This is a genomic window from Nocardioides speluncae (assembly GCF_003121585.1).
Taxonomy (GTDB): domain Bacteria; phylum Actinomycetota; class Actinomycetes; order Propionibacteriales; family Nocardioidaceae; genus Nocardioides; species Nocardioides speluncae.
The window spans coordinates 20,271-39,342 of the sequence record NZ_QEOO01000042.1 but is presented as its reverse complement, the minus strand read 5'-3'; the positions used below and the strand labels follow the sequence as shown (position 1 = coordinate 39,342).

The 19,072-nt window shown below is 69.2% G+C and carries 18 protein-coding genes and 1 tRNA gene; 12 read left to right on the top strand and 7 right to left on the bottom strand.

Features of this window, described 5'->3' with window-relative positions:
- Positions 1 to 81 precede the first annotated feature (81 nt).
- From DDV73_RS23095 to DDV73_RS23080, 4 genes are all read left to right on the top strand, one after another.
- The gene (locus tag DDV73_RS23095; protein ID WP_240617436.1) at positions 82 to 1,752 is read left to right on the top strand and encodes a copper resistance CopC/CopD family protein; all 1,671 of its coding nucleotides are present in this window, start codon (positions 82 to 84) and stop codon (positions 1,750 to 1,752) included.
- A gap of 14 nt (positions 1,753 to 1,766) precedes the next feature.
- Positions 1,767 to 3,074: a phenylacetate--CoA ligase PaaK gene (paaK, locus tag DDV73_RS23090; protein ID WP_109509623.1), complete on the top strand. Its 1,308-nt coding sequence runs from the start codon at positions 1,767 to 1,769 to the stop codon at positions 3,072 to 3,074.
- Between the two features lie 13 nt (positions 3,075 to 3,087).
- Complete coding sequence (gene paaI / locus DDV73_RS23085; protein WP_109509622.1) at positions 3,088 to 3,522, top strand: hydroxyphenylacetyl-CoA thioesterase PaaI; 435 nt, start codon at positions 3,088 to 3,090, stop codon at positions 3,520 to 3,522.
- A gap of 117 nt (positions 3,523 to 3,639) precedes the next feature.
- A complete protein-coding gene (locus tag DDV73_RS23080) occupies positions 3,640 to 4,884 on the top strand; it encodes a PucR family transcriptional regulator (RefSeq protein WP_240617445.1) in 1,245 nt (414 codons plus the stop codon).
- 58 nt (positions 4,885 to 4,942) lie between these two features.
- On the opposite strand, the gene DDV73_RS23075 is transcribed toward DDV73_RS23080, so the two are convergent.
- Together DDV73_RS23075 and DDV73_RS23070 are read right to left on the bottom strand one after the other, a co-directional pair.
- Positions 4,943 to 5,836: a fibronectin type III domain-containing protein gene (locus tag DDV73_RS23075; RefSeq protein ID WP_109509620.1), complete on the bottom strand. Its 894-nt coding sequence runs from the start codon at positions 5,834 to 5,836 to the stop codon at positions 4,943 to 4,945.
- A gap of 89 nt (positions 5,837 to 5,925) precedes the next feature.
- Complete coding sequence (locus DDV73_RS23070) at positions 5,926 to 6,732, bottom strand: mechanosensitive ion channel family protein (protein ID WP_109509619.1); 807 nt, start codon at positions 6,730 to 6,732, stop codon at positions 5,926 to 5,928.
- A 120-nt stretch (positions 6,733 to 6,852) separates the two neighbouring features.
- Between DDV73_RS23070 and DDV73_RS23065 the strand changes: the two genes are divergently transcribed.
- Both DDV73_RS23065 and DDV73_RS28925 read left to right on the top strand, forming a co-directional pair.
- Positions 6,853 to 7,170: a YxiG-like protein gene (locus DDV73_RS23065; RefSeq protein ID WP_206051057.1), complete on the top strand. Its 318-nt coding sequence runs from the start codon at positions 6,853 to 6,855 to the stop codon at positions 7,168 to 7,170.
- Positions 7,167 to 7,337: a YxiG-like protein gene (locus tag DDV73_RS28925; protein WP_206051056.1), complete on the top strand. Its 171-nt coding sequence runs from the start codon at positions 7,167 to 7,169 to the stop codon at positions 7,335 to 7,337. The genes DDV73_RS23065 and DDV73_RS28925 overlap by 4 nt, the downstream gene beginning before the upstream one ends.
- A gap of 48 nt (positions 7,338 to 7,385) precedes the next feature.
- Here DDV73_RS28925 and DDV73_RS23060 read toward each other — a convergent pair whose 3' ends face one another.
- Entirely contained in the window at positions 7,386 to 9,539 is a 2,154-nt protein-coding gene (locus DDV73_RS23060) for an MMPL family transporter (protein WP_109509618.1), read from the bottom strand.
- Between the two features lie 124 nt (positions 9,540 to 9,663).
- On the opposite strand from DDV73_RS23060, the gene DDV73_RS23055 reads away from it, so the two are divergent.
- Positions 9,664 to 10,344, top strand: coding sequence for a TetR/AcrR family transcriptional regulator (locus DDV73_RS23055; RefSeq protein ID WP_109509617.1), 681 nt, complete (start codon positions 9,664 to 9,666; stop codon positions 10,342 to 10,344).
- Between the two features lie 179 nt (positions 10,345 to 10,523).
- Here DDV73_RS23055 and DDV73_RS23050 read toward each other — a convergent pair whose 3' ends face one another.
- On the bottom strand, positions 10,524 to 11,273 hold the full coding sequence (locus tag DDV73_RS23050; protein ID WP_109509785.1) for a PIG-L deacetylase family protein: 750 nt from the start codon (positions 11,271 to 11,273) through the stop codon (positions 10,524 to 10,526).
- A gap of 65 nt (positions 11,274 to 11,338) precedes the next feature.
- On the opposite strand from DDV73_RS23050, the gene DDV73_RS23045 reads away from it, so the two are divergent.
- On the top strand, positions 11,339 to 12,376 hold the full coding sequence (locus tag DDV73_RS23045) for a GNAT family N-acetyltransferase (protein WP_109509616.1): 1,038 nt from the start codon (positions 11,339 to 11,341) through the stop codon (positions 12,374 to 12,376).
- Here the strand turns inward: DDV73_RS23045 and DDV73_RS23040 are convergent.
- Entirely contained in the window at positions 12,373 to 13,032 is a 660-nt protein-coding gene (locus DDV73_RS23040; protein ID WP_109509615.1) for a hypothetical protein, read from the bottom strand. The genes DDV73_RS23045 and DDV73_RS23040 overlap by 4 nt on opposite strands.
- On the bottom strand, positions 13,029 to 14,351 hold the full coding sequence (locus tag DDV73_RS23035) for a hypothetical protein (protein ID WP_109509614.1): 1,323 nt from the start codon (positions 14,349 to 14,351) through the stop codon (positions 13,029 to 13,031). Before DDV73_RS23035 ends, DDV73_RS23040 begins: the two co-directional genes overlap by 4 nt.
- 136 nt (positions 14,352 to 14,487) lie before the next feature.
- Between DDV73_RS23035 and DDV73_RS23030 the strand changes: the two genes are divergently transcribed.
- Positions 14,488 to 14,561, top strand: a tRNA-Ile gene (locus DDV73_RS23030).
- Here the strand turns inward: DDV73_RS23030 and DDV73_RS23025 are convergent.
- Positions 14,559 to 17,294, bottom strand: a complete 2,736-nt coding sequence (locus DDV73_RS23025; protein WP_161962509.1) for an ATP-binding protein — start codon at positions 17,292 to 17,294, stop codon at positions 14,559 to 14,561. The two genes, DDV73_RS23030 and DDV73_RS23025, sit on opposite strands and share 3 nt — an antisense overlap.
- Before the next feature lie 240 nt (positions 17,295 to 17,534).
- Between DDV73_RS23025 and DDV73_RS23020 the strand changes: the two genes are divergently transcribed.
- From DDV73_RS23020 to DDV73_RS23010, 3 genes are all read left to right on the top strand, one after another.
- Positions 17,535 to 17,867 (top strand): DUF1905 domain-containing protein, encoded by a 333-nt coding sequence (locus tag DDV73_RS23020; protein WP_338066407.1) that lies wholly within the window; start codon positions 17,535 to 17,537, stop codon positions 17,865 to 17,867.
- 95 nt (positions 17,868 to 17,962) lie between these two features.
- Positions 17,963 to 18,529: a dihydrofolate reductase family protein gene (locus DDV73_RS23015; protein ID WP_109509611.1), complete on the top strand. Its 567-nt coding sequence runs from the start codon at positions 17,963 to 17,965 to the stop codon at positions 18,527 to 18,529.
- Positions 18,526 to 19,026 carry a GNAT family N-acetyltransferase gene (locus DDV73_RS23010; RefSeq protein WP_109509610.1) on the top strand — a complete coding sequence of 167 codons (501 nt, stop codon included), beginning with the start codon at positions 18,526 to 18,528 and terminating at the stop codon, positions 19,024 to 19,026. Before DDV73_RS23015 ends, DDV73_RS23010 begins: the two co-directional genes overlap by 4 nt.
- The last annotated feature ends 46 nt before the right edge of the window (positions 19,027 to 19,072 follow it).

Genomic DNA, 19,072 nt, shown 5'->3' with positions numbered 1-19,072 from the left:
CCGCGCGTCCACGTCAGCGACCTCGGTTCGATATGGTGAACCGAGTCTAGCCTTGAATCAGCCGCACACCGAGGAGCAACCGTGAACCGAGACCATCTCGCGCGGCACACACTCCTGCTCCTCTTCGCACTCGTCGCGCTGCTGATCGGTACGGCGAGTCCGGCCAGCGCACACGCGACTCTGATCAGCTCCGACCCGGCCGAGGGCGCCGTCCTGGAGACCCAGCCGGAGCAGATCCGGTTCACGTTCAGCGAGTCGGTCTCGCTGGTGCCGGACGGCGTCCAGGTCTTCGACGCCCGCGGCGGCTCGGTCGCGTCGTCGGCGACCGCGCGCGGACCCGAGCTGACCGCCGAGCTGCCCGACGAGGTCGGCGAGGGCACGCTCGTGGTGGTCTGGCGAGTCGTGTCCGAGGACGGCCACCCGATCAGCGGCTCGCTCAGGTTCTCGGTCGGCGCGCCGAGTGCGGAGGTGGCGGCGCCGCCGGTCGAGACGGCCGTCCCGGCGAAGCCGCCGTGGACGCTGAGCGTGACCGAGTGGGTCGGGTACGTCGGCCTGCTGATGGCAGCGGGCATGGTCGCGTTCACCGTGCTCTTCCTGCCCGCGAGCCACCTTGCGAACAAGTCGCGCCGCCGGCTGGTGGTGGCTGCGCGCGGCGGTGCGGTGGCCGCGGTGCTGGCCTGGCTGCTCGGCGTACCGCTGACGGCGATGTACCAGCTCGGCGGCGGGCTCGGGGTGCTGGCCGAGCGGACAACCTGGTCGACCCTGGCGGTCATGGAGTACGTGACGGCCGGGGTCGTCGCCGGCGGGGTCGTCGCGTCCGTCGTACTGCTGGGCGACGGCGTGAACGGCGTCCGGCAGAACGTCGCGGCGATGGTCGCCGGCGCAGCGGCGCTGAGCGCACCCGCACTCACCGGCCACACCCGCGCCGTCACGCCCGAGGTGCTGGTCGTCGGCGCCGACATGCTGCACCTGCTGACCGGCAGCGTCTGGCTCGGCGGGCTGCTGGCGCTGCTGCTGGTCCTCCCCGACCTGGCAGGCCGCGGCACGCTGGCCGTCGAGACGCTGGCGAGGTTCTCGGTGGTCGCGGCCGGTGTGCTGGTCGCGCTCGTGCTCACCGGCTCGCTTCTGGCCTGGCGGATCACCGGCTCCTGGGCGGTGCTGTTCGACAGTGCCTACGGCCGGCTGCTGCTGGTCAAGGTCGCCGCCGCGCTCGTCGCCGTACTCATCGCCGCGGCGAACCGGTTCGTGCTGCTGCCGCGGCTGCAGCAGGCCACCCACCGCCGGGACCGGCGCGCGGGTGCGGGCCTGCTGGTGCGCGCCACCGCGGCCGAGACGGCCGTGCTGGTCGGCGTACTGCTGGTGACCGGGTTCCTCGTCGACAAGAGCCCCGAGCGCGACCGGGCGGAGCCCGCGGCCGCGACGCCGGCCGAGCCGGTGACCAAGACGGCGTCCCTGGGTGACATCGAGGTCCGAGCAACGATGGCCTCGCCCGTGCCCGGGCCGAGCGCGATCACCGTCGAGCTGTTGGATGCGAACGGCGAGCCCACCGAGGGACTGAAGGCGCCCAGCATTCGGCTCGCGTCCGACAAGGTCAACCTCGGCACGCTGCCGGCCCAGTCGGTGGCTCCGGGCACCTACGAGGCGCAGGCCGTGCTGCCCACGCCCGGCAGCTGGCGGCTCCAGGTGTCGCTGCGGGTCGGCGAGTTCGACAACCCCGTGGCGACCCTCGAGTTCACCGTCGGCCAGAATTGAGGAGGAGGTTGCCCGTGTCCCCTTCCATTTCCCCCGACGAGGGCCTGGAGCCGGTCGAGCTGCTCTCGGTCGACGAGCTCAGGGCGCTGCAGCTCGAGCGCCTGCACTGGTCGGTCCGCCACGCCTACGACAACGTCGCCCACTACCGGCGTTCGTTCGAGGCGGCCGGCGCCCACCCCGACGACGTCCGCTCGCTGGAGGACCTCGCCCGGCTGCCGTTCACGACCAAGGCCGACCTGCGCGACAATTACCCGTTCGAGATGTTCGCGGTGCCGCGCGAGCAAGTGGTCCGGGTCCACGCGTCCTCCGGTACGACGGGCAAGCCGACCGTGGTCGGCTACACCCGGGACGACCTCGACATGTGGTCGACAGTGATGGCGCGCAGCATCCGCGCGGCCGGCGGGCGGCCGGGGGACATCCTGCACAACGCCTACGGTTACGGCCTGTTCACCGGCGGCCTCGGCGCCCACGGCGGTGCGGAGAAGCTGGGCTGCACGGTGGTCCCCGTCTCGGGCGGCATGACCGAGCGCCAGGTGCAGCTGATCACCGACTTCCGGCCGAGCATCATCATGGTCACGCCTTCGTACATGCTGAGCATCATCGACGAGCTGGAGCGGGCCGGGATCGACCCGCGCAGCACCTCGCTCCGGGTGGGCATCTTCGGCGCCGAGCCGTGGACCAACCAGATGCGGCGCACGATCGAGGAGCGGCTCGACATGCACGCGGTCGACATCTACGGGCTGTCGGAGGTGATCGGCCCGGGTGTGGCGCAGGAGTGCGTCGAGACCAAGGACGGACTGCACGTCTGGGAGGACCACTTCTACCCGGAGATCATCGACCCGATCACCGGAGCGGTGCTGCCCGACGGGGAGAAGGGCGAGCTGGTCTTCACCTCGCTGACCAAGCAGGCGATGCCGGTGATCCGGTACCGCACCCGCGACCTGACCCGGCTGCTGCCCGGCACCGCCCGGCGGATGCGGCGGATCGAGAAGATCACCGGCCGCTCCGACGACATGATGATCCTGCGCGGGGTCAACCTGTTCCCGACCCAGATCGAGGAGCTGGTGCTGAACGTGCCCGAGCTGAGCCCGCACTTCCAGTGCGTGCTGACCCGCGAGGGCAACCTCGACGAGCTCACGGTCCGCATCGAGCGCGCCGAGCACGCGACCGCCGACGCCGCCCAGGACGCCGGGCGGCACGTCGCCGGGCTGGTCAAGCGCACCATCGGCGTCACCGTCGCCGTCGAGGTGACCGAGCCCGGCAGCATCGAGCGCTCGGTCGGCAAGATGCGGCGGATCGTCGACCAGCGTCCCGAGCGATAGGCAGGTGGTGACCATGACCGACCCCGACCAGCTCGCCCGCGCCTGCGCCGAGGCCATGTGGGCCGGCGACCAGGCCAGCAAGGCGCTCGGGATGGTGCTCGAAGAGGTGGCGCCCGGCCGCGCTCGGCTGTCGATGGTGGTCCGCGCCGACATGGTCAATGGCCACGACCTCTGCCACGGCGGCCTGATCTCGACGCTCGCCGACAGCGCGTTCGCGTTCGCCTGCAACAGCCACGGCACGGTCACCGTCGCCACCGGCTTCCAGGTGGACTTCCTCGAGTCGGCCCGGATCGACGACGTACTCGTCGCCGACGCTCAGGAGGTGGCGCTGCGCGGCCGGTCCGGCGTGTACGACGTCACCGTCCGCTGCGGCGAGACCGTGATCGCGACCTTCCGCGGCCGCAGCCGCTCACTCGGTCGGCCCATCCTGGACTCGGCCGGAGACTGACCCGCAGAACCACGGGCGGCGGTCGCCGCGCCGGCCAGCCATCCAGCAACCGTGGCATAGCCAAACTGGGCAGTCGGGCGTTGTCTGTGGAGAGGGCAAGGAGATGAGGTGACCGGCATGGCGGAGGTCCCCGTTGTCCCCATGGGAACGCTGGAGGTCGAGCGGCCGAGCCGCTCGGGGCTGCTGAAGCAGCTGGTCGACGAGCTGCTCGCCGACATCGACCCGCTCCAGGCGAGGGTCGAGGCGGTGATCGTCGACGACCCGTCGTACCGCACCGTGAGCGCGCCGTCGCACGACGACCTGTCGCACTCCATCCGCGCGAACATCCTTCGGATCACCGAGGCGTTCCTGACCGAGGGCCCGCTCGACGACGCGCTGTACGACGCTCCCCTCGAGACCGGGCGACGCCGTGCCGCGCAGGGCGTCCCGCTGGAGGCGGTGCTGCGGTCCTTCCGGCTCGGGATCGAGCTGATCTGGGAGGAGCTGCTGGCCTGCGCCAAGCAGTGCGGACCGGAGGCGAGCCGAGCGATGCTCGACGAGGTCGCCCGGCTGTGGCACCTGATGGACGTGTTCTCGATGAAGACCGTCGAGGGCTACCGGCAGGAGGAGGAGCGGCTGCGGGAGCGCGACCGTGCGGGCCGGGAGCAGCTGCTTCGTGAGCTGCTCGAGGGCCGGGGGGCCGATACCGACATCGCCGCGGCCGCGCAACGGCTGCTGGCCCTGCCGCCCACCGCGCGGTACGTCGTCGTGGTCGCCGCGGGTGTGCCGGAGCGGCCCGTGGTCGGCAGCCAGCGCGATCAGCTCGCGGTCCACGCCGTCGAGTCGGTGTGGGGCGCGCAGGCCGGCAACGAGGTCGGCGTCCTGCAGCTGCCTGAGGCGACCGGGACGCCACGGGTCCAGCAGGTTCTCGGCGCGGTGCTCGCCGGTCGCCGGGTCGGCGTCAGCCCTGAGGCACCGACGCTGGCCGAGCTGGGCCGTGCCTATCGACAGGCGCTGCTCGCGCTGGCCACGCTCCCGCCGGACCAACCTGTCGTCGCCGCCCTGGACGACCGGCTGCCGGAGGCACTGCTGGCGTCCGCTCCGGAGGTTGCCGACCGGCTGGTACGCCGTGCACTCGGCCGGGTCCTGGAGCTGCCGCCCGACGAACGCGACGCACTGCTGGAGACCCTGGAGACCTGGTTCGCCCACAACCAGTCGACGACCGCTGCGGCCCGGGCCCTCTACTGCCATCGCAACACCGTGTTGAACCGGCTGGCCAGGCTGGAGCAGGTCGTGGGCTGGTCGCTGACCGACGAGCGCGGCCGGCTGCTGCTGCGGCTGGCGCTGCTCGCTCCGGTAGGCGACTTGCACAACGAGGACTGAGCCCCGTAGTGGCCCGCTTCCTCCGCTGACAGAGGAAGCGGGCCACACGTTCAACCGCTCACCACACGATCGTCGCGGCGGCGGGTGCGGACCGGTTGCCGTGCGGGTCGACGGCGCGGACCGCGTAGGTGACCGTTCCGTGGTCGCCCGTTCCGACCACGCCGTACCTCGAGGTGAACAGGCCGCCGGGCCACGCCTGGAGCATGTCGTAGGTGAGGCTCGACGACGAGTCGACGGCGTCGGTGGAGGCCGTCCAGGTGGTGTCGAACTCGTAGGTCTCGATCTCCTCGACCGACACCGGATTGCCTGGCGGGCTCGGTGCCATCAGGTCGGTGCCGCGCGGGGCGACGGTCACGGTCACCGGGTCGCTGGGTGGGGTCAGGGTGCCCGAGACATGCCACCCGCGGACCGTGAAGGAGTGCGTCCCGGGGGCCAGGTTCCTCATGGTCAGCCGCTCCCAGTTGATGACGGCCTCCGGCTGGCCACCGTCGTAGATCAGGTAGCGATACGGGTCCATCCCGGACGGTCGGCCCCACGACAGCGAGACGTCGCCGCCGACAACGCTGGTGACCTGGACGTTCGGCACGGCCGGCCAGGGGTCGGTGGTGAACGTGACCGGCGTACTCGGCGCGGACACGTTGCCGGCCTTGTCGACGGCTCGGACGGTCAGCGAGTACGTCGTACCCGCGCGCAGGCCGCCGAAGTCGGTCCGGCTCGGCGAGGTGGTTGCCTGGGTGCGGGTGCCGGCGTGCACCGTGTACCACTTGAGCCCACCCTTGTCGGTGGACGGGTTGAACGCGATCGTGACGACGTCCGCGGTGACATCGAGCACGCGGACGTTGGTGGGTGCGGTCGGTGGTGTGGTGTCGGCGGCGGTGGCGGTGGGTGCCACCGCCACGGCGAGTGCCATCGCGGCCAGTCCCGCGAGGACGGTTCGAGCGGCAAGCCTCATTGGTCGGTCCTCCTCAAGCGGCGGTCCCCCTGACTCGCTGTACGGCGAGTCAGGGGGACCGGTTCAAGACCTAGAGACAATTTACGAAATCAGGACTCCTCGTCCGTCGGCTCCTCGGCCGGCCCGTCCGTCGGCTCGTCGGGCTTGTCGAAGCCGCACTCCCTTGTCTCCTGTGCGATCTTCTTGGTGAGCCGGTCCTTGCCGGCCTCGTGTGCCTGGGCGACGGTGCCTTCGTAGATCTTGCCGTCCTTGGACTCCCGGTTGACGTCCGAGGCCTCCGCGCACAGGTGGAAGACGTTGCCCTCCTTGGTCCAGTACACGAGGTTCTCGCCCACGATGTCCTCGACCGTGTTGGTCTCCTCGGTGTACTGCTCGACCGAGGACGGGTTCAGCTCGGTGCCGAAGTAGCCGGCGACGAGCATCACCACGACGCCGAGGCCACCGGCGAGCGCCTTCTCCCGGCCACTCATGTCCTTGTTCAGCAGGATCAGCACGATCAGCGGCAGGAACGCGATCACCGTGATGATGGCGCCGAGCTGGTTCTGGATGAAGAACCGGGTCGGCTCGCTGCGGCGCGCCGGGTCCAGCCTGTTGGCCTGCTTCCACAGGAGCGAGCCCGCCACGGCAAGGATGCCGATGACCACGATCAGCCCGATCAGCAGCACCATGTTGACGTCGTCAGCGTTGAGTACGCCGAAGATCGCGTAGACCTCGCCGGCGATCGCCAGCAGCCACAGCACGGCCGCGGCAAGCCGCAGCTTGGTGGCCTTGCTCTTCGCCTCCGCGGTCGGCGTCCAGGTGGGTTCGGCTTCCTGGCTGTCGCCACGGGTCTCACCGCGGGTCTCACCGCGGGGCTCGGGGTCGCTCTCGACCCGGACTACCTTCTTCTTGGCCATGAATCCTCTTCCCGAGGGGCGAATTGTCGGCACGAGCGTACGCCAGCGAGACCGCGATCGGCGTCCATCACCACGCACGATCATGCGCGGGCCGCCACCCGGTAGGGCATCCTGCTTGGCGTGAATGCTGAGGAGATCGAGGCCGCACTCGACGACGTCTTCGACCAAGCGCTGGTCTTTCACGGCTACGCGGACTACATGCGTGACTACGACCTCTACGTGTACGCCGTCGCGCACCCGTCTACCGGAGTCGCGCCCGAGCACCTGCGCTACCGATTCACCCAGTGCGTACGGGCGTCGGTGGCGTCGGCGGTCCGGCGCGAGATATGGCGAGGCTCCCTTGACGAGCAGCTCAAGGACGTCGACCTCGACGTCGCGAACCAGGTTGACGGCTTCGTGTGGGGCGTCCGCTGGCAGAGCCTCTCTACCCGGGAATGACACTGGTCGCAAAGTCGGCGGAGGCATCCGCTTGGTCGCGCGACCTCGGCATCCCCTTCCACGAGGTGACGATCGAGACCAACGCCCACCAGATCTCGTTGGTCTTCTCCGACCTCATCGTCACCACCACCGAGCTGGGCGACACACCCTTCGTCGTGAGGCCGTAGTGCGTGGATTCCGAGTCGAATGCTGCCCCGGAATCCACGCACTCTTGCTCAGGCAGGCTCAGCCACCCGCTCGTCAGCAGGCGACTCCGAGATGTGCAGCCGGCGCAGCGGTTTCGGCGACCACCAGGCGGCCCTGCCCATCAGCCGGAGGAACGCCGGCACCAGCAGCCCGCGGACCACAGTGGCGTCGAGCAGGATCGCCAGCCCGGTGCCGAGACCGAACAGCTGCAGGAAGCTGACGCTCGCCGTACCGAACGCGAAGAAGCTGACCGCCATCAGCGCCGCGGCGGTGGACACGATCCGGCCCGAGCGGGCCATGCCCTCGACGACGGCACGTGTGTTGTCGAGGCCGGCGTCGTGGAACTCCTTGATCCGGCTGAGCACGAACACTTCGTAGTCCATCGACAGCCCGAACGCGATGCAGAACAGCAGCACCAGCATGCTGGTGTCCAGCGGCATCGGGGTGAAGCCCAGCGCCGAGGACAGCGCGCCGTCCTGGAAGATCAGCACCATCACGCCGAGCACGGCGGACATGCTGACCAGGTTCAGAACCAGCGCCCGCAGCGGCTGCAGCACGCTGCCGGTGAACAGGAACAGCAGGACGAAGGTGCTCACCCCGATCAGCAGCGCGGCCATCGGCAGCCGCGAGGAGATCGCGTGCTTGCTGTCGACCAGGGCAGCGGTCTCGCCGCCGACGTACACCTTGGCGCCGGCCGGGTCAGCGGTCTCGCGCACGTCGCGGACCAGTGACTCCGCCTCGGCCGAACGCGGGTCGAGTGCGGTGACGACGGTGAGCCGCTGCGCGTCCGGCCGGCTCAACGCCTCGGCCGCTGGGTTGGCCGCGGCCCTGGCTCCGCCGGCAAAGATGCCTGCGCTCGACTCGACCCGCTCGACGTCGCCGAGCCGGGAGAGCTCGGTTGCGTGGCTGCTGACCTCGGCGCTCGACATCGCGCCGTCGGTCACGACCTCGATACCGGTGGTGGCGTTGTCGAACTCCTCGCGGAGTACGTCGCCGACCTGCCGGCTCGACACCGAGGTGTGCAGCACCCGGTCGTCCGGCGTACCGAACTCAACGTGCAGCAGGGGAGCGGCCAGTGCCAGCAGTGCCGCGATCGCGGGTACGGCGACGATCACCGGGCGCCGCATCGCGAACGACCCGATCCGGGCCCAGGCCGTCGACGCGGCCGCCTGCTCACCACGGAACCAGGGCAGGCGACCCTTGTTGACGCGCGGGCCGAGGACGGCGAGCAGCGCGGGCAGCACGACCAGCGCGGCGACGCAGGAGATGATCACCACGCCGATGCCGGCGTACGCGAAGGACCGCAGGAAGTAGAGCGGGAACAGCAGCAGCACAGATAGCGCGGCCACGACCGTCGTCGCAGAGAACAGGATGGTCCGGCCCGCGGTCTGCACCGAGCGGATCACCGCGTGCTGGGTGTCGGCACCGCCGGCCAGCTCCTCGCGGAAGCGGTTGACCATCAGCAGCGCGTAGTCGACCGCGAGCGCCAGGCCGAGGGCGGTGGTGAGGTTGATCGCGTAGATCGCGACGTCGGTGAGCCGGCCGAGGATAGCCAGCTCGGCGAAGGTGCCCATGATCGAGATCAGCCCGATCGCCAACGGCAGCAGACCCGCGACCAGGCCGCGGAAGGCGATCACGAGCAGTAGCAGTGTGATCGGTACGGCGATCGCCTCGGCGATGGCCAGGCTCTCGCCGACCTCGGCGCCGACGTCGGACCTGACCCCGGCCTCGCCGCCGGCGGCGACTGTGATGTCGGGTCCGTCGGAGGTGTAGCGCTCGATCACCTCCTCGTTGTCACCGGCGTGAGCGAGGACCAGGGCGTACTCGCCGTCCGGCGACTTCAGCGCCGGCGACTTGGTCTGCCAGTAGGACACGACGTTGGACAGGTCGGGGTCGGCTGCCGCCTTCTTGGCGAGGGCGGTGCCGGCGGCCACCGCGGCCGGGTCGTCGACGGTGCCGCTCTCGGGCCGGACCAGGAGGATCAGGTCGGCCTCACCGCCGAACCGCTCCTCGACGAGTGTGGCGGCCTTGGTCGAGTCGGCGTTGGGGTCGTCGAACCCCTCGGTCTTGAGCTGGGCGAAGGCGCCGGCGCCGATCACACCGGCGGCGACCAGCGTGAGCGTGGCGGCCACCAGGATCAGGCGGGCCCGCCGTACGGCGAGGCGGCCGAGCGAGTGCAACATGAGTGCTCCCCAGAAAGTTAACAGGCGAAAAGTTGACGTCTGTAAACATGGCACTGATGTTGGCGAGTGTCAACATGATTCCGGGGTTCCGGGCAGAAATGTTGTCTTCTGTTAACATTCCGGTATGTCGACCAGCTCTCGGACCCGCCCCAGCTACCACCACGGGGACCTGCGCAACGCCCTGATCGAGGCTGGCAAGGAGCTGGCCGCCAGCGGTGGACCGGAGGCGGTGACCGTCCGCGCAGTCGCCAAGGCGGTCGGCGTCACGCCGACAGCGGCGTACCGGCACTTCGCCTCGCACGCCGACCTGGTCGACGCGGTCAAGGGTGCCGCGCTGGCCCGGCTCGCAGAACGGGTCGGCGCCGCGACAGCCGCCGTCTCGGGGCCGGATCCGGTCACCACGGCCACCATGCGGCTCAAGGCGACGGGGGAGGCCTACCTCAAGTTCGCCACCGAGGACACCGGGTCGTTCATGGTCGCCTTCGACCGCGGAGTCGACCACCAGCCCGGCGGCGACCTTGCACTATTCCTGGCCAACAGCGACACCGCGTTCGGCCAGCTCAGGGAGTCACTCGACGAGCTGGTTCGGGTCGGCTACCTGACGACCGAGGCGCGAGTGAACGCCGAGTTCGTCGCCTGGTCGGTGGTGCACGGGCTCGCCCACCTGACCCTGTCCGGACCGCTGAGCGCGATGCCCGCCGCCGACTACGACGCCCTGGTCGACAAGGCGCTGTGCGCGATCATCGACGGCCTGCACGCCCGCTCCGACGCTGACCCGGCCCGTGTTGACGTGGTGGAGCCCTGACCCGGCCCGTATTGACGTGGTGGAGCCCTGACCCGGCCCGTATTGACGTGGTGGAGCGCTGACCCGGCCCGTGTGCACATGAGGCATGTCAACACGGGCCGGGTCGACGTGATCTGACGTCAAGAAGAGCCGGGTCGGCGTGCTGAGGGGTGAAGACGGGCCGGGTCGGCGTGCTTTGGTCAGTCGCCCCAGCCCATGGGGAAGACCTCGAACGGGGCGGCCAGCGCCACTCCGAGCCGCTGCCCGGCCTGCCGGCCGAAGCCCTCGAGGAACTCCCGGGGGTCCCAGTGCTCCCAGCCGAGACCGTCGATGTAGGCGGCGTGGGCCTTGAGGGACTCGACTCCGGCGTCGAAGGTGGCGGTGGTGTCGACGGCATGCCCGGCACTCGGTGACCCGAACGCCCACACCGCACGTACGCCGCCCCACTTCTCGACCCCGTCGACGAGCTGCTCGGGGAAGATCCAGCGGTTGCCGGCATCGCGCACCGCATCGACGACCGCCTTGCCGACCGCGATGTGGTCGGCCTGGTTGAGGTTGGTGCCGCTCCAGGTGTCCCGGAAGTTGCCGGTGATCACGATGTCCGGCCGGTGCCGGCGTACGACGGCAGCCAGCTCGCGGCGCAGCGGTACGCCGTACTCGATGATGCCGTCGTGCTGGCCCAGGAACTCGACGACGTCGACCCCGACGATCCGCGCCGACTCGATCTGCTCGGCCTCGCGGACCCGCCGTGCCTCGTCCGGCTCCATGCCGTCGATGCCGGCCTCACCGCTGGTCACCATGCAGTAGACGACCTTCTTGCCCTGGCCCGTCCAGCGGGCGACGGCCGCGGCGGCGCCGAACTCCATGTCGTCCGGATGCGCCACGATCGCGAGCGCGGTGGACCAGTCCTCGGGCAGAGACTCGAGCGGCGGTGGGGGTGTTTCGGTCATGGCGCCGAGCATGTCACCTCGACCAAGGTTGAAGGCAAGGCCGAAGCACGGTTGGGTGGTGTCCCATGACAGACCGTTTGACCCGGATCGTGGAGATTGGTCCGGACGACGACGACGCACTGCGGCGCTGGCATGCCGTCGAGGTCCAGGTGATCGAGGCGGATCGCCCGTACGGCGTCGCCGAGACCTGGCTGGAGCGCAGCCAACAGGTGCAGCGCCCGGACCCGTACCGCCGCAACATGCTCTTCGCCGCGGAGTCCAACGGTGTGTTCCTGGGCGTCGGCTCGGTCGGGCTGTCGATGAACGACAACAAGCACCTCGCCGAGGTCGAGCTCTTCGTGCGGCCGGCGGTGCGAAAGCTCGGGGTCGGCGCCACCCTGCTGGAGTACGCCGATGTGATGCGGCAGAACGCTGGTCGGACCACCGTGGTCTGCGAGCTCTACCTCGGGACGGACTCGTCGAGGTGCCCGGGCCTGGACTTCGCGTTCTCGCACGGCTTCACGACCGTCCACGAGGAGGACCACCTGGTCCTCGACCTGCCGGTCCCGGCCGAGCGGCTCGAGCAGCTCCGCGAGTCGGTCGACGACGAGTACGACGTGATCACGTGGGGTGACCACTGTCCCGACAAGCACCTGGACGCCTATCTCGAGCTGCGCACCCAGATGGACAGCGACGTCCCGATCGGCGAGGTCGACTACGAGCCGGTCGTGTACGACGAGGACCGCCAGCGCGCCGAGGAGGAGCGGCTGGCCGCGGCGTACTGGGCGATCACGGCAGCCGTCCGGCGCCGGAAGGACGGGCTGATGTGCGGCTACTCGACGCTGCTGGTGCCTCTCGACACCGGCGACACCGACGCCTTCCAGTGGGACACGCTGGTGATGCCTGAGCACCGCGGCCACCGGCTCGGCACCGCCCTCAAGCTCGCCACCCTGGAGATCCTGCAGCGCGACCACCCCGAGCGCACCCAGCTGCACACCTGGACCGACCCCGAGAGCAAGGCGATGCACCGCACCAACCTCGACTTCGGCTACGCGCCGCGTGAGCGGATGCTCGAGGTGCAGCGCCAGGACCCGGAGCCGCCCGCTGAGCCGACCGGCGACTAGCTGGTCCACTGGGCGCGGACGCCGTACAGGTGCGGTGCCACGCCGTCGACGATCACCGCGAGGTTCGCGCCGGTGGTCACGGGCTTGCGGACCGGAATGGCCAGGCAGGATCCGCCCGGGCTGTACCGGTTGGTGCTGTCGGCCCGCAGCGCGGTACCCGGCAGGGTGGGGTTCGAGTCGTAGACGTAGATCGCGTCGAGCTTGCCGCTGCCGACGGTCTCGAAGCACAGCTCGACCTTTGCGAGGACGTACAACTGCGCGCCCCACTGACGGGGTGACTGGAGGGGCATCACCATGAAGCCGTTTCCGGAGGTGACCACGGCGTTACCGGTCCGCTGAACCGTCATCGGCTCGGTGCTGGTCAGCCAGCCCGTCCCGGCATGCATGGTGACGATGGTGGCCGGCTTGCCGACGAACTTGTCCGGCAGCATCCCCCGGGCGTCGTGGGCGACCAGCTTCTGCCGCGCAGCCGACAGGCTGGCGCCCGGACCGACCGCGTGCCGGCCGTCCACCTTGTCGGCGTTGTGCGCGAACTGCGCATGTACGCCGTGAGCGACGCTCGGCCCCGTCCAGGCGATGAGCAGGCAGCCGACCGCGACGACGACGAGCTTGACGTTCTCGCGGGTCAGCACCTGCTTGAGGGCAGCGGTGATCATTGCCGCTTCACTCTCCATACGTACTTGGCCGGTGTGAGGTCGGCAACGACGGCGGCGCCCGGCTTCACGATCAGGCCACGGACCCGGAAGACGTGCCGGCCGGGCCGCAGGTTCTTGTAGGTGCTGCCGCCCGCAGCGCACGGACGCCATGGACGCTGGTCGAGCTTGCACTGTCGGCGCACGTTCGGGTCAATGATCGTGCGGTACTCGAAGTGGGCGCGTCGCTTCGTGGTCCTCTTCTTGGGCCGCTGGGTGATCTTGGTGTCGGGCCGCAGATCGAGGTGGAGCCGTACCTTCTCGATGAAGCCGCCAGCGCTATTGGCCTGGTCATCGGTGATGAGGATCCGCCACGTTCCGTTGGGGTTCGTGCCGTCGAAGACCGACAAGGGACGTGTCGGATACGGGCCGGGTGGTCCTCCCGGGAAGGCGTCGACAGTCGGGTCGCCAGGGCCGTGCGCCGTGGTGGCGTTGGTGGGCCTGGCGGCAATGCTGCCCGAGCAGTCGTCGGCGGGTACCGGACCGGGGGCGTCGTCGTCGAAGAGGAAGTCGGCTTCGGAGAGATTGGAGCCACAGACGTCCGACATCAGCATGACCTTCTGCCCGCGCGGCCCGACCAGCAGTACGTCGAGGTCGGGCACGTAGTTGTGCTGGACTCCCAGGAGACCGACCCTGACCTCGCGGACCGTCGAGGGGCCACGCGCCACGGTCTTCCGCCAGGGGTATGGCGCCGCTGTGCCCGTGCCGGATTCGTGCGGCAGTCGCACCTCCGCCGGGATGTACTCGATCTCAAGGCGCCAGCCTGACGCGATGTTGGTGATGCCGGCGTTCTCGTCCTGGGTGACATAGAGATTCCAGGGCCCAACCGGGTTCTTGCCGTCGAAGTCGTTGAGACTGAGGAAGCCGGTGTTGGGATCGGGATCGCTGGCGACTGGGTCGTAGTCGTGGGTCCGGTAAGCGCCGGTATCGCAAGGTCCGTGGTCGGGAATCGCGTTCGCGGGATTGTCCTCGTCGAAGCGGAGGACGATGTCCGACACGTCGGCGGACCCACAGGCGTCGGACATGATCGGCGCGGCGCCGCTGCCCGGCCCTCGAAGCGCGATGTCGATACCCTCGAGGTTCGTACTGGACACGCCGACCAGCACCACGTTCACGTCGGTGATCCGGCCGCCGATGCCGTCGACCACGATGCTCGACGAGGAAGGTACGGCCGGACCCTTGGCAGAGGCCAGGATGCTCTCGCCGTTCTCGAAGTGCCGGGACGCCCCGGCTGCCGGTGGCGCCACTCCTCCGGTCAGGCCGAGGGTGATCACGGCCGCCATCGCGGCTCCTAGCGCAGGGCGTCGACGCTTCATGACGGACAGCATCCGCGCTGGCGTTCGGGTTTGGTTCGGGGTGAGCGTCATCGAGGCGGGAGTTCGGCCGGGCTGGAGCGGTCCCGATAGGCTCACCTGCCGAGGGGCGGTAGCTCAGCTGGTTAGAGCAGGGGACTCATAATCCCTGGGTCGCGGGTTCGAGCCCCGCCCGCCCTACAGGATCGTCACGTCACTTCGCTTTGAGGTCACTTCAACGGCCATTCCCGGAACGATCACGGCGTCACTGCGGCCGAGGAGCCGCAGGGTGTAGGCGTGCTCAAAGCGGGCGCCGATTCGTTCCCAGCTGGCGAGGGACCTGGTCAAGGCGTCCGGATCGCATTCGAGCCGGCCGCGGGCTCGGGCGAGGCAGGCGGTCGCCCAGTCGTTCTCGATTGCGGTGGCTGAGGCTGTCGCGAGTCGCTCGGCCGCGTCGGGCAGTCCCGTTGCGACCGCGAGCTCGGCGCCGGCGGCGTGGGCGAAGGCGCGATGCCAGTCGTGCGGCGGAAAGTCGGCGAAGGCGCGCTCGGTCAGCACGTCGGCGTTGTCTGTCCGGCCGGTGTGCAGAGCTACCCGAGCGTCGACAAACGCCGCGTATGAATCCAGGTAGGGGGACCGGGCGTTGCCTGCGACCTGCTCGGCCCTGGTCCGCCACAGCCGGAAACCGTCCTCGTCGTCGAGGAGCCCGTGAGCAAGCGCGACCGATGCGATCGCCGGTGAGATCCACGCGAGAGGGTTGTCCGCTCGGATGCAGACGTTCCAGATGCCCGGTGCGCGGCGCAGTGCCTCGTCGAACTCACCCATCAGCACCAGTGCCGGCAGCATGCAGCCCATCCCGACGGTCGACTGGTTGCCGACCAGGTCGTCGGCCGCGGCCAGCCTGGCCACGGACAGCGCGGTGCGCAGGGCGCCGACCGCGACGGCGCAGGTGGCCGCCATGTGAAACGTGTCGGTGATCTCAGGTGCGGTGTACGGATCGTCCCGGGACATGCGGTCGAGCAGTTCCATCCGCTCGACGGCGATCCGGTGCGCTTCCCCGGGCCGCCCCGTGGAGAGTGCGGCGCTGCCGATCGCGTCGAGACCCGCGCTGATCAGCACCGGATCGCCGGTCGCGCGTGCGGTGGCCGCGGCAGCTTCCACCAGAGTGGGCGCGGGAACGACCCTCTCCCGCTGGGCGTTCCATGCGTTCGCCGCGGCAAGATGGGCGGCCACGAACAGGTCCTGATGGTCACCCACGGTGGTGGCTCGGTCGAGCAGGTCGCGCAGATGCTCGTGGGGTACCTCCACGGTGAACCCGGCCGGGTGCCGGTTGGCCGTGGTGACTGCGAATGCCAGGGCAATCGACTCGGCGTTGGCGTCATCGGCCGCTCGCGACCGCTCGGCCGAGGCGAGCAGCAGGTCGAAGGATCGGCGTGTGTCGAAGAAGGCGTGCGCACAGTCGGCGGCGCTGCGCAGGTCCCGTGCCGCCTCCTGCGGATCGGGCGCCCTCCTGGCGGCCTCCTCGTAGTGGCCGGGAGCCTCGTGCAGAAACCGGCGGGCATACGTCAGGTGCCCCAGCGACCGAGCCAGCCGGTGCGGCAATTGCGCCCGGCCGGGCGCGGCAGCGGCGAGAGCTGAGCGCAGGTCGTCGGCGACAGCGTCGAAGTCACCCCGCCACTCGCCGTCCAGCCGGCTCTCGAGCTCGGTGCCGGCATCTGCGGCCCACCGCAGATGCCCCTGCTGGATCTCGGCCCGCTCGCCGCTTGCCTCGAGCTGCTCCGCGGCGAAGGCTCGCACCGTCTCCAGCAGCCGCCATCTGCTCCGCGTGCCTCCCTGGTGCACGACGAGGCTCTTGTCGACCAGACGGCCGAGTACGTCGGCGACCGCGCCGCGGGTGGAGCCTGACGCGACAGTGGCGACGGCGTCGAGATCGAATCCGCCGACGAAGATCGAGAGACGACGGAACAGATCCCGTTCATCCTCGGCGAGCAGGTCGTGGCTCCAGCCGATCACCGCATGCAGGGACCGATGCCGCTCGACGGGTCCCCGGCCACCAGACAACAGCCGCAGTCCGTCGTCGACGGCGGCCAGCAGACCGTCGGCGCCGAGCGAAGCGCTCCGCGCGGCGGCGAGTTCGATCGCCAGTGGCATCCCGTCCAGTCGGCCGCAGAGTTCGGCGACGACGTCCTGGCTGGCGCTGAAGTCGGGGTCGGCCGAGGTGGCCCGGTCGCGGAACAACCGCTCGGCATCCGAGGTCAGCGGCAACGGCTCGATGGGCACGCTCCGTTCACCCGGTACGCCGATCCGCTCCCTGCTGGTGACCAGAATCGTCACCTCGGGACAGGTCGACAGCAGCCGCTCGACGAAACCTGCCACCACGTCGAGGAGGTGCTCACAGTTGTCCAGGACGAGCAATGACCTGCCACGACCGAGTCGCTGGGCGATGCTGTCCTCCAAGGCCTGGCCTGGCCGTTCGGTGACGCCGAGGGCAGCGGCCACCGCCTGTGCGACGAACCCGTCGCGCACCGGCACCAGGTCGACGAACGCGCCGCCCAGCGGAAACGACCGCCCCGCTGCGTCGGCCACCGCCGCGGCCAGCCGGGTCTTGCCGATCCCGCCGGGTCCCAGAAGCGTCACCAATCGCATGTCCGCGAGCAAGCCGAGGACCAGGTCCCGCTCGCGAGAACGCCCGACGAACGTCGTGCGCGACGCCGGCAACCCGACCAGCTGACCAGACGGTGGACCGCCGTACTGGGCTTGTTCGGTGAGCGCCCACCTGTCGGTGACGCCGTACTTACGCAGCAGCGACGACACGTGGCTCTCCACCGTACGGACCGAGATGTGCAGTCGGTTGGCGATCTGGGCGTTGGACAGCCGAGCGCCGATAGCTGCGAGTACCTCCGCCTCCCGCTCGGAGACCTCGATCGAATGCACGACGACAGTGTGACCGATCCGACCCAGTGGCGCCTCCGTGGCGTCTCCGTGGTCATTCCGTACTGACACCGATGTGGGCGCGCTGTGGCTTGAGCCACGCTGTCTTGGCATTCACCAGGGTCCGGTCCTGTTGGTGCGGTGGCCGTCGGATGTTCGAGGTGTTGCCGTCCCGTCGAGCCGGAGATCGCTCGGGTGGGTGCCCGGCGGTGAGGTCGGCTGTTACCCAGCGAAAGGAAGCTCATGTTGAACCAATCCCCACTTGGCCATCGCGCGGCGCGACCGACACCCCACAGGGGCGGTGCAATCATGAGATTCGACGCCGAACTTCGCCTCAACGGGAAGACGGCGACGGGAATCCCCGTCCCGGAGCGAGTCATCGAAGGGCTAGCTGGAGGACGCAGGCCACGAGTGACGGTCTCGCTCAACGGTTACACGTTTCAGACCAGCCTGGGCACCATGTCCGGCCAGGTACTGATCCCGGTCAGCGGCGTCGTCCGGGGCGCAGCAGGTATCGAAGCCGGTGATCGGCTCGACATCGAGATCGAGTTGGCGACAAAGCCTGCACCGGACTGATCGTGACCATCGAAGGATTGTCGATCCGGGTACCAACCGTTCGGCATAGGGACAGAGTCCCGCCCAGCCATGAACCCAATTGAAAGGCAGAATCCGTGCGCAAGATCATTAACTCCACCTATATCACCCTCGACGGAGTCATTCAGAACCCGCAGGACTGGCCCGCGATGGGCGGTTTCGGCGAGGCAGGGAACAAGGTTCAGATCGAGCTTCTGGAACGATGCGATGCCGTGCTGATGGGAAGGCACACCTACGATCTGTTCGCGCCGGTGTGGTCCGCGATGTCAGGCAACCCTCTCGCCGATCGCATGAATGCCCTGCCGAAGCACGTCGTGTCCACAACGCTTGTCGACCCGCAGTGGAACAACACCATTGTGATGGACCGCGATCCCATCCGCGCCATCCGCAGCCTCAAGGAGCAGCCGGGGGCCGACATTGTGCAGTACGGATTCGGGCCGCTGTCCCGTGCGCTTCTGGCGGAAGGACTCCTCGACGAGCTGCGCCTGTGGGTGCACCCGTGCCTCCTCGGCACCGGCACGTCTGACGACCTGCTCTACTTCCCCGGTTCGTCGGGTTCGTTCACGCTGGCGGAGTCGACAACGCTACCGAGCGGAGTCGTCATCCTGACCCTCGCCGCAAAGACAGAACAGGACGGACAGTGAACTACGCCGGACTCATCAAGCGGCTACGTACCCCGCCCGGCTGGGCCGCGCCAACGGTGCTTACCTACGGGGGGATCAGGGCCGAAGCGATCACCCGACAGCACGTCGCCGATGACGTGCGGGGGATCAACGCCAGCATCGAGCTGATCCGCCGAACCCGAGGCGGGAAGTGGCCGAGCGAGCCCGTGACCGAGGACTTCAACTACGTCGATCTCATCTGGCACGAATGCGAGTTCCGGGAGAACGACTCGTTCACCTACGCCGTCTACGCGGACGAGCAGTACTTGGGCTGCTGCTACCTCTACCCACTCGGCCGCCGAATGCCTCTCACCGAGGAACTGCTGGATCACGATGTCGATGTCAGCTGGTGGGTGACGCCCGAGGCGTATGCCGACGGCCAGTACGCCAACGTCTACCGCGCACTTCGCCACTGGACCGCCAGGGACTTTCCCTTCGACAAGGTCCACTACTCCAATGCCCTGATTCCGAACCTATGACCAATCGTGACGTTTCCGAGGAGGCGAGGAATGCGACTTGGTGGTT

What these genes read in the sequence shown, in the direction of transcription:
- paaI (WP_109509622.1), top strand. Translation starts at nt 3,088, where the DNA reads ATGACCGACCCCGACCAGCTCGCCCGCGCCTGCGCCGAGGCCATGTGG.
- DDV73_RS23080 (WP_240617445.1), top strand. Translation starts at nt 3,640, where the DNA reads ATGGCGGAGGTCCCCGTTGTCCCCATGGGAACGCTGGAGGTCGAGCGG.
- DDV73_RS23075 (WP_109509620.1), bottom strand. Translation starts at nt 5,836, where the DNA reads ATGAGGCTTGCCGCTCGAACCGTCCTCGCGGGACTGGCCGCGATGGCA.
- DDV73_RS23070 (WP_109509619.1), bottom strand. Translation starts at nt 6,732, where the DNA reads ATGGCCAAGAAGAAGGTAGTCCGGGTCGAGAGCGACCCCGAGCCCCGC.
- DDV73_RS28925 (WP_206051056.1), top strand. Translation starts at nt 7,167, where the DNA reads ATGACACTGGTCGCAAAGTCGGCGGAGGCATCCGCTTGGTCGCGCGAC.
- DDV73_RS23060 (WP_109509618.1), bottom strand. Translation starts at nt 9,539, where the DNA reads ATGTTGCACTCGCTCGGCCGCCTCGCCGTACGGCGGGCCCGCCTGATC.
- DDV73_RS23055 (WP_109509617.1), top strand. Translation starts at nt 9,664, where the DNA reads ATGTCGACCAGCTCTCGGACCCGCCCCAGCTACCACCACGGGGACCTG.
- DDV73_RS23050 (WP_109509785.1), bottom strand. Translation starts at nt 11,273, where the DNA reads ATGACCGAAACACCCCCACCGCCGCTCGAGTCTCTGCCCGAGGACTGG.
- DDV73_RS23045 (WP_109509616.1), top strand. Translation starts at nt 11,339, where the DNA reads ATGACAGACCGTTTGACCCGGATCGTGGAGATTGGTCCGGACGACGAC.
- DDV73_RS23040 (WP_109509615.1), bottom strand. Translation starts at nt 13,032, where the DNA reads ATGATCACCGCTGCCCTCAAGCAGGTGCTGACCCGCGAGAACGTCAAG.
- DDV73_RS23035 (WP_109509614.1), bottom strand. Translation starts at nt 14,351, where the DNA reads ATGGCGGCCGTGATCACCCTCGGCCTGACCGGAGGAGTGGCGCCACCG.
- DDV73_RS23020 (WP_338066407.1), top strand. Translation starts at nt 17,535, where the DNA reads ATGTTGAACCAATCCCCACTTGGCCATCGCGCGGCGCGACCGACACCC.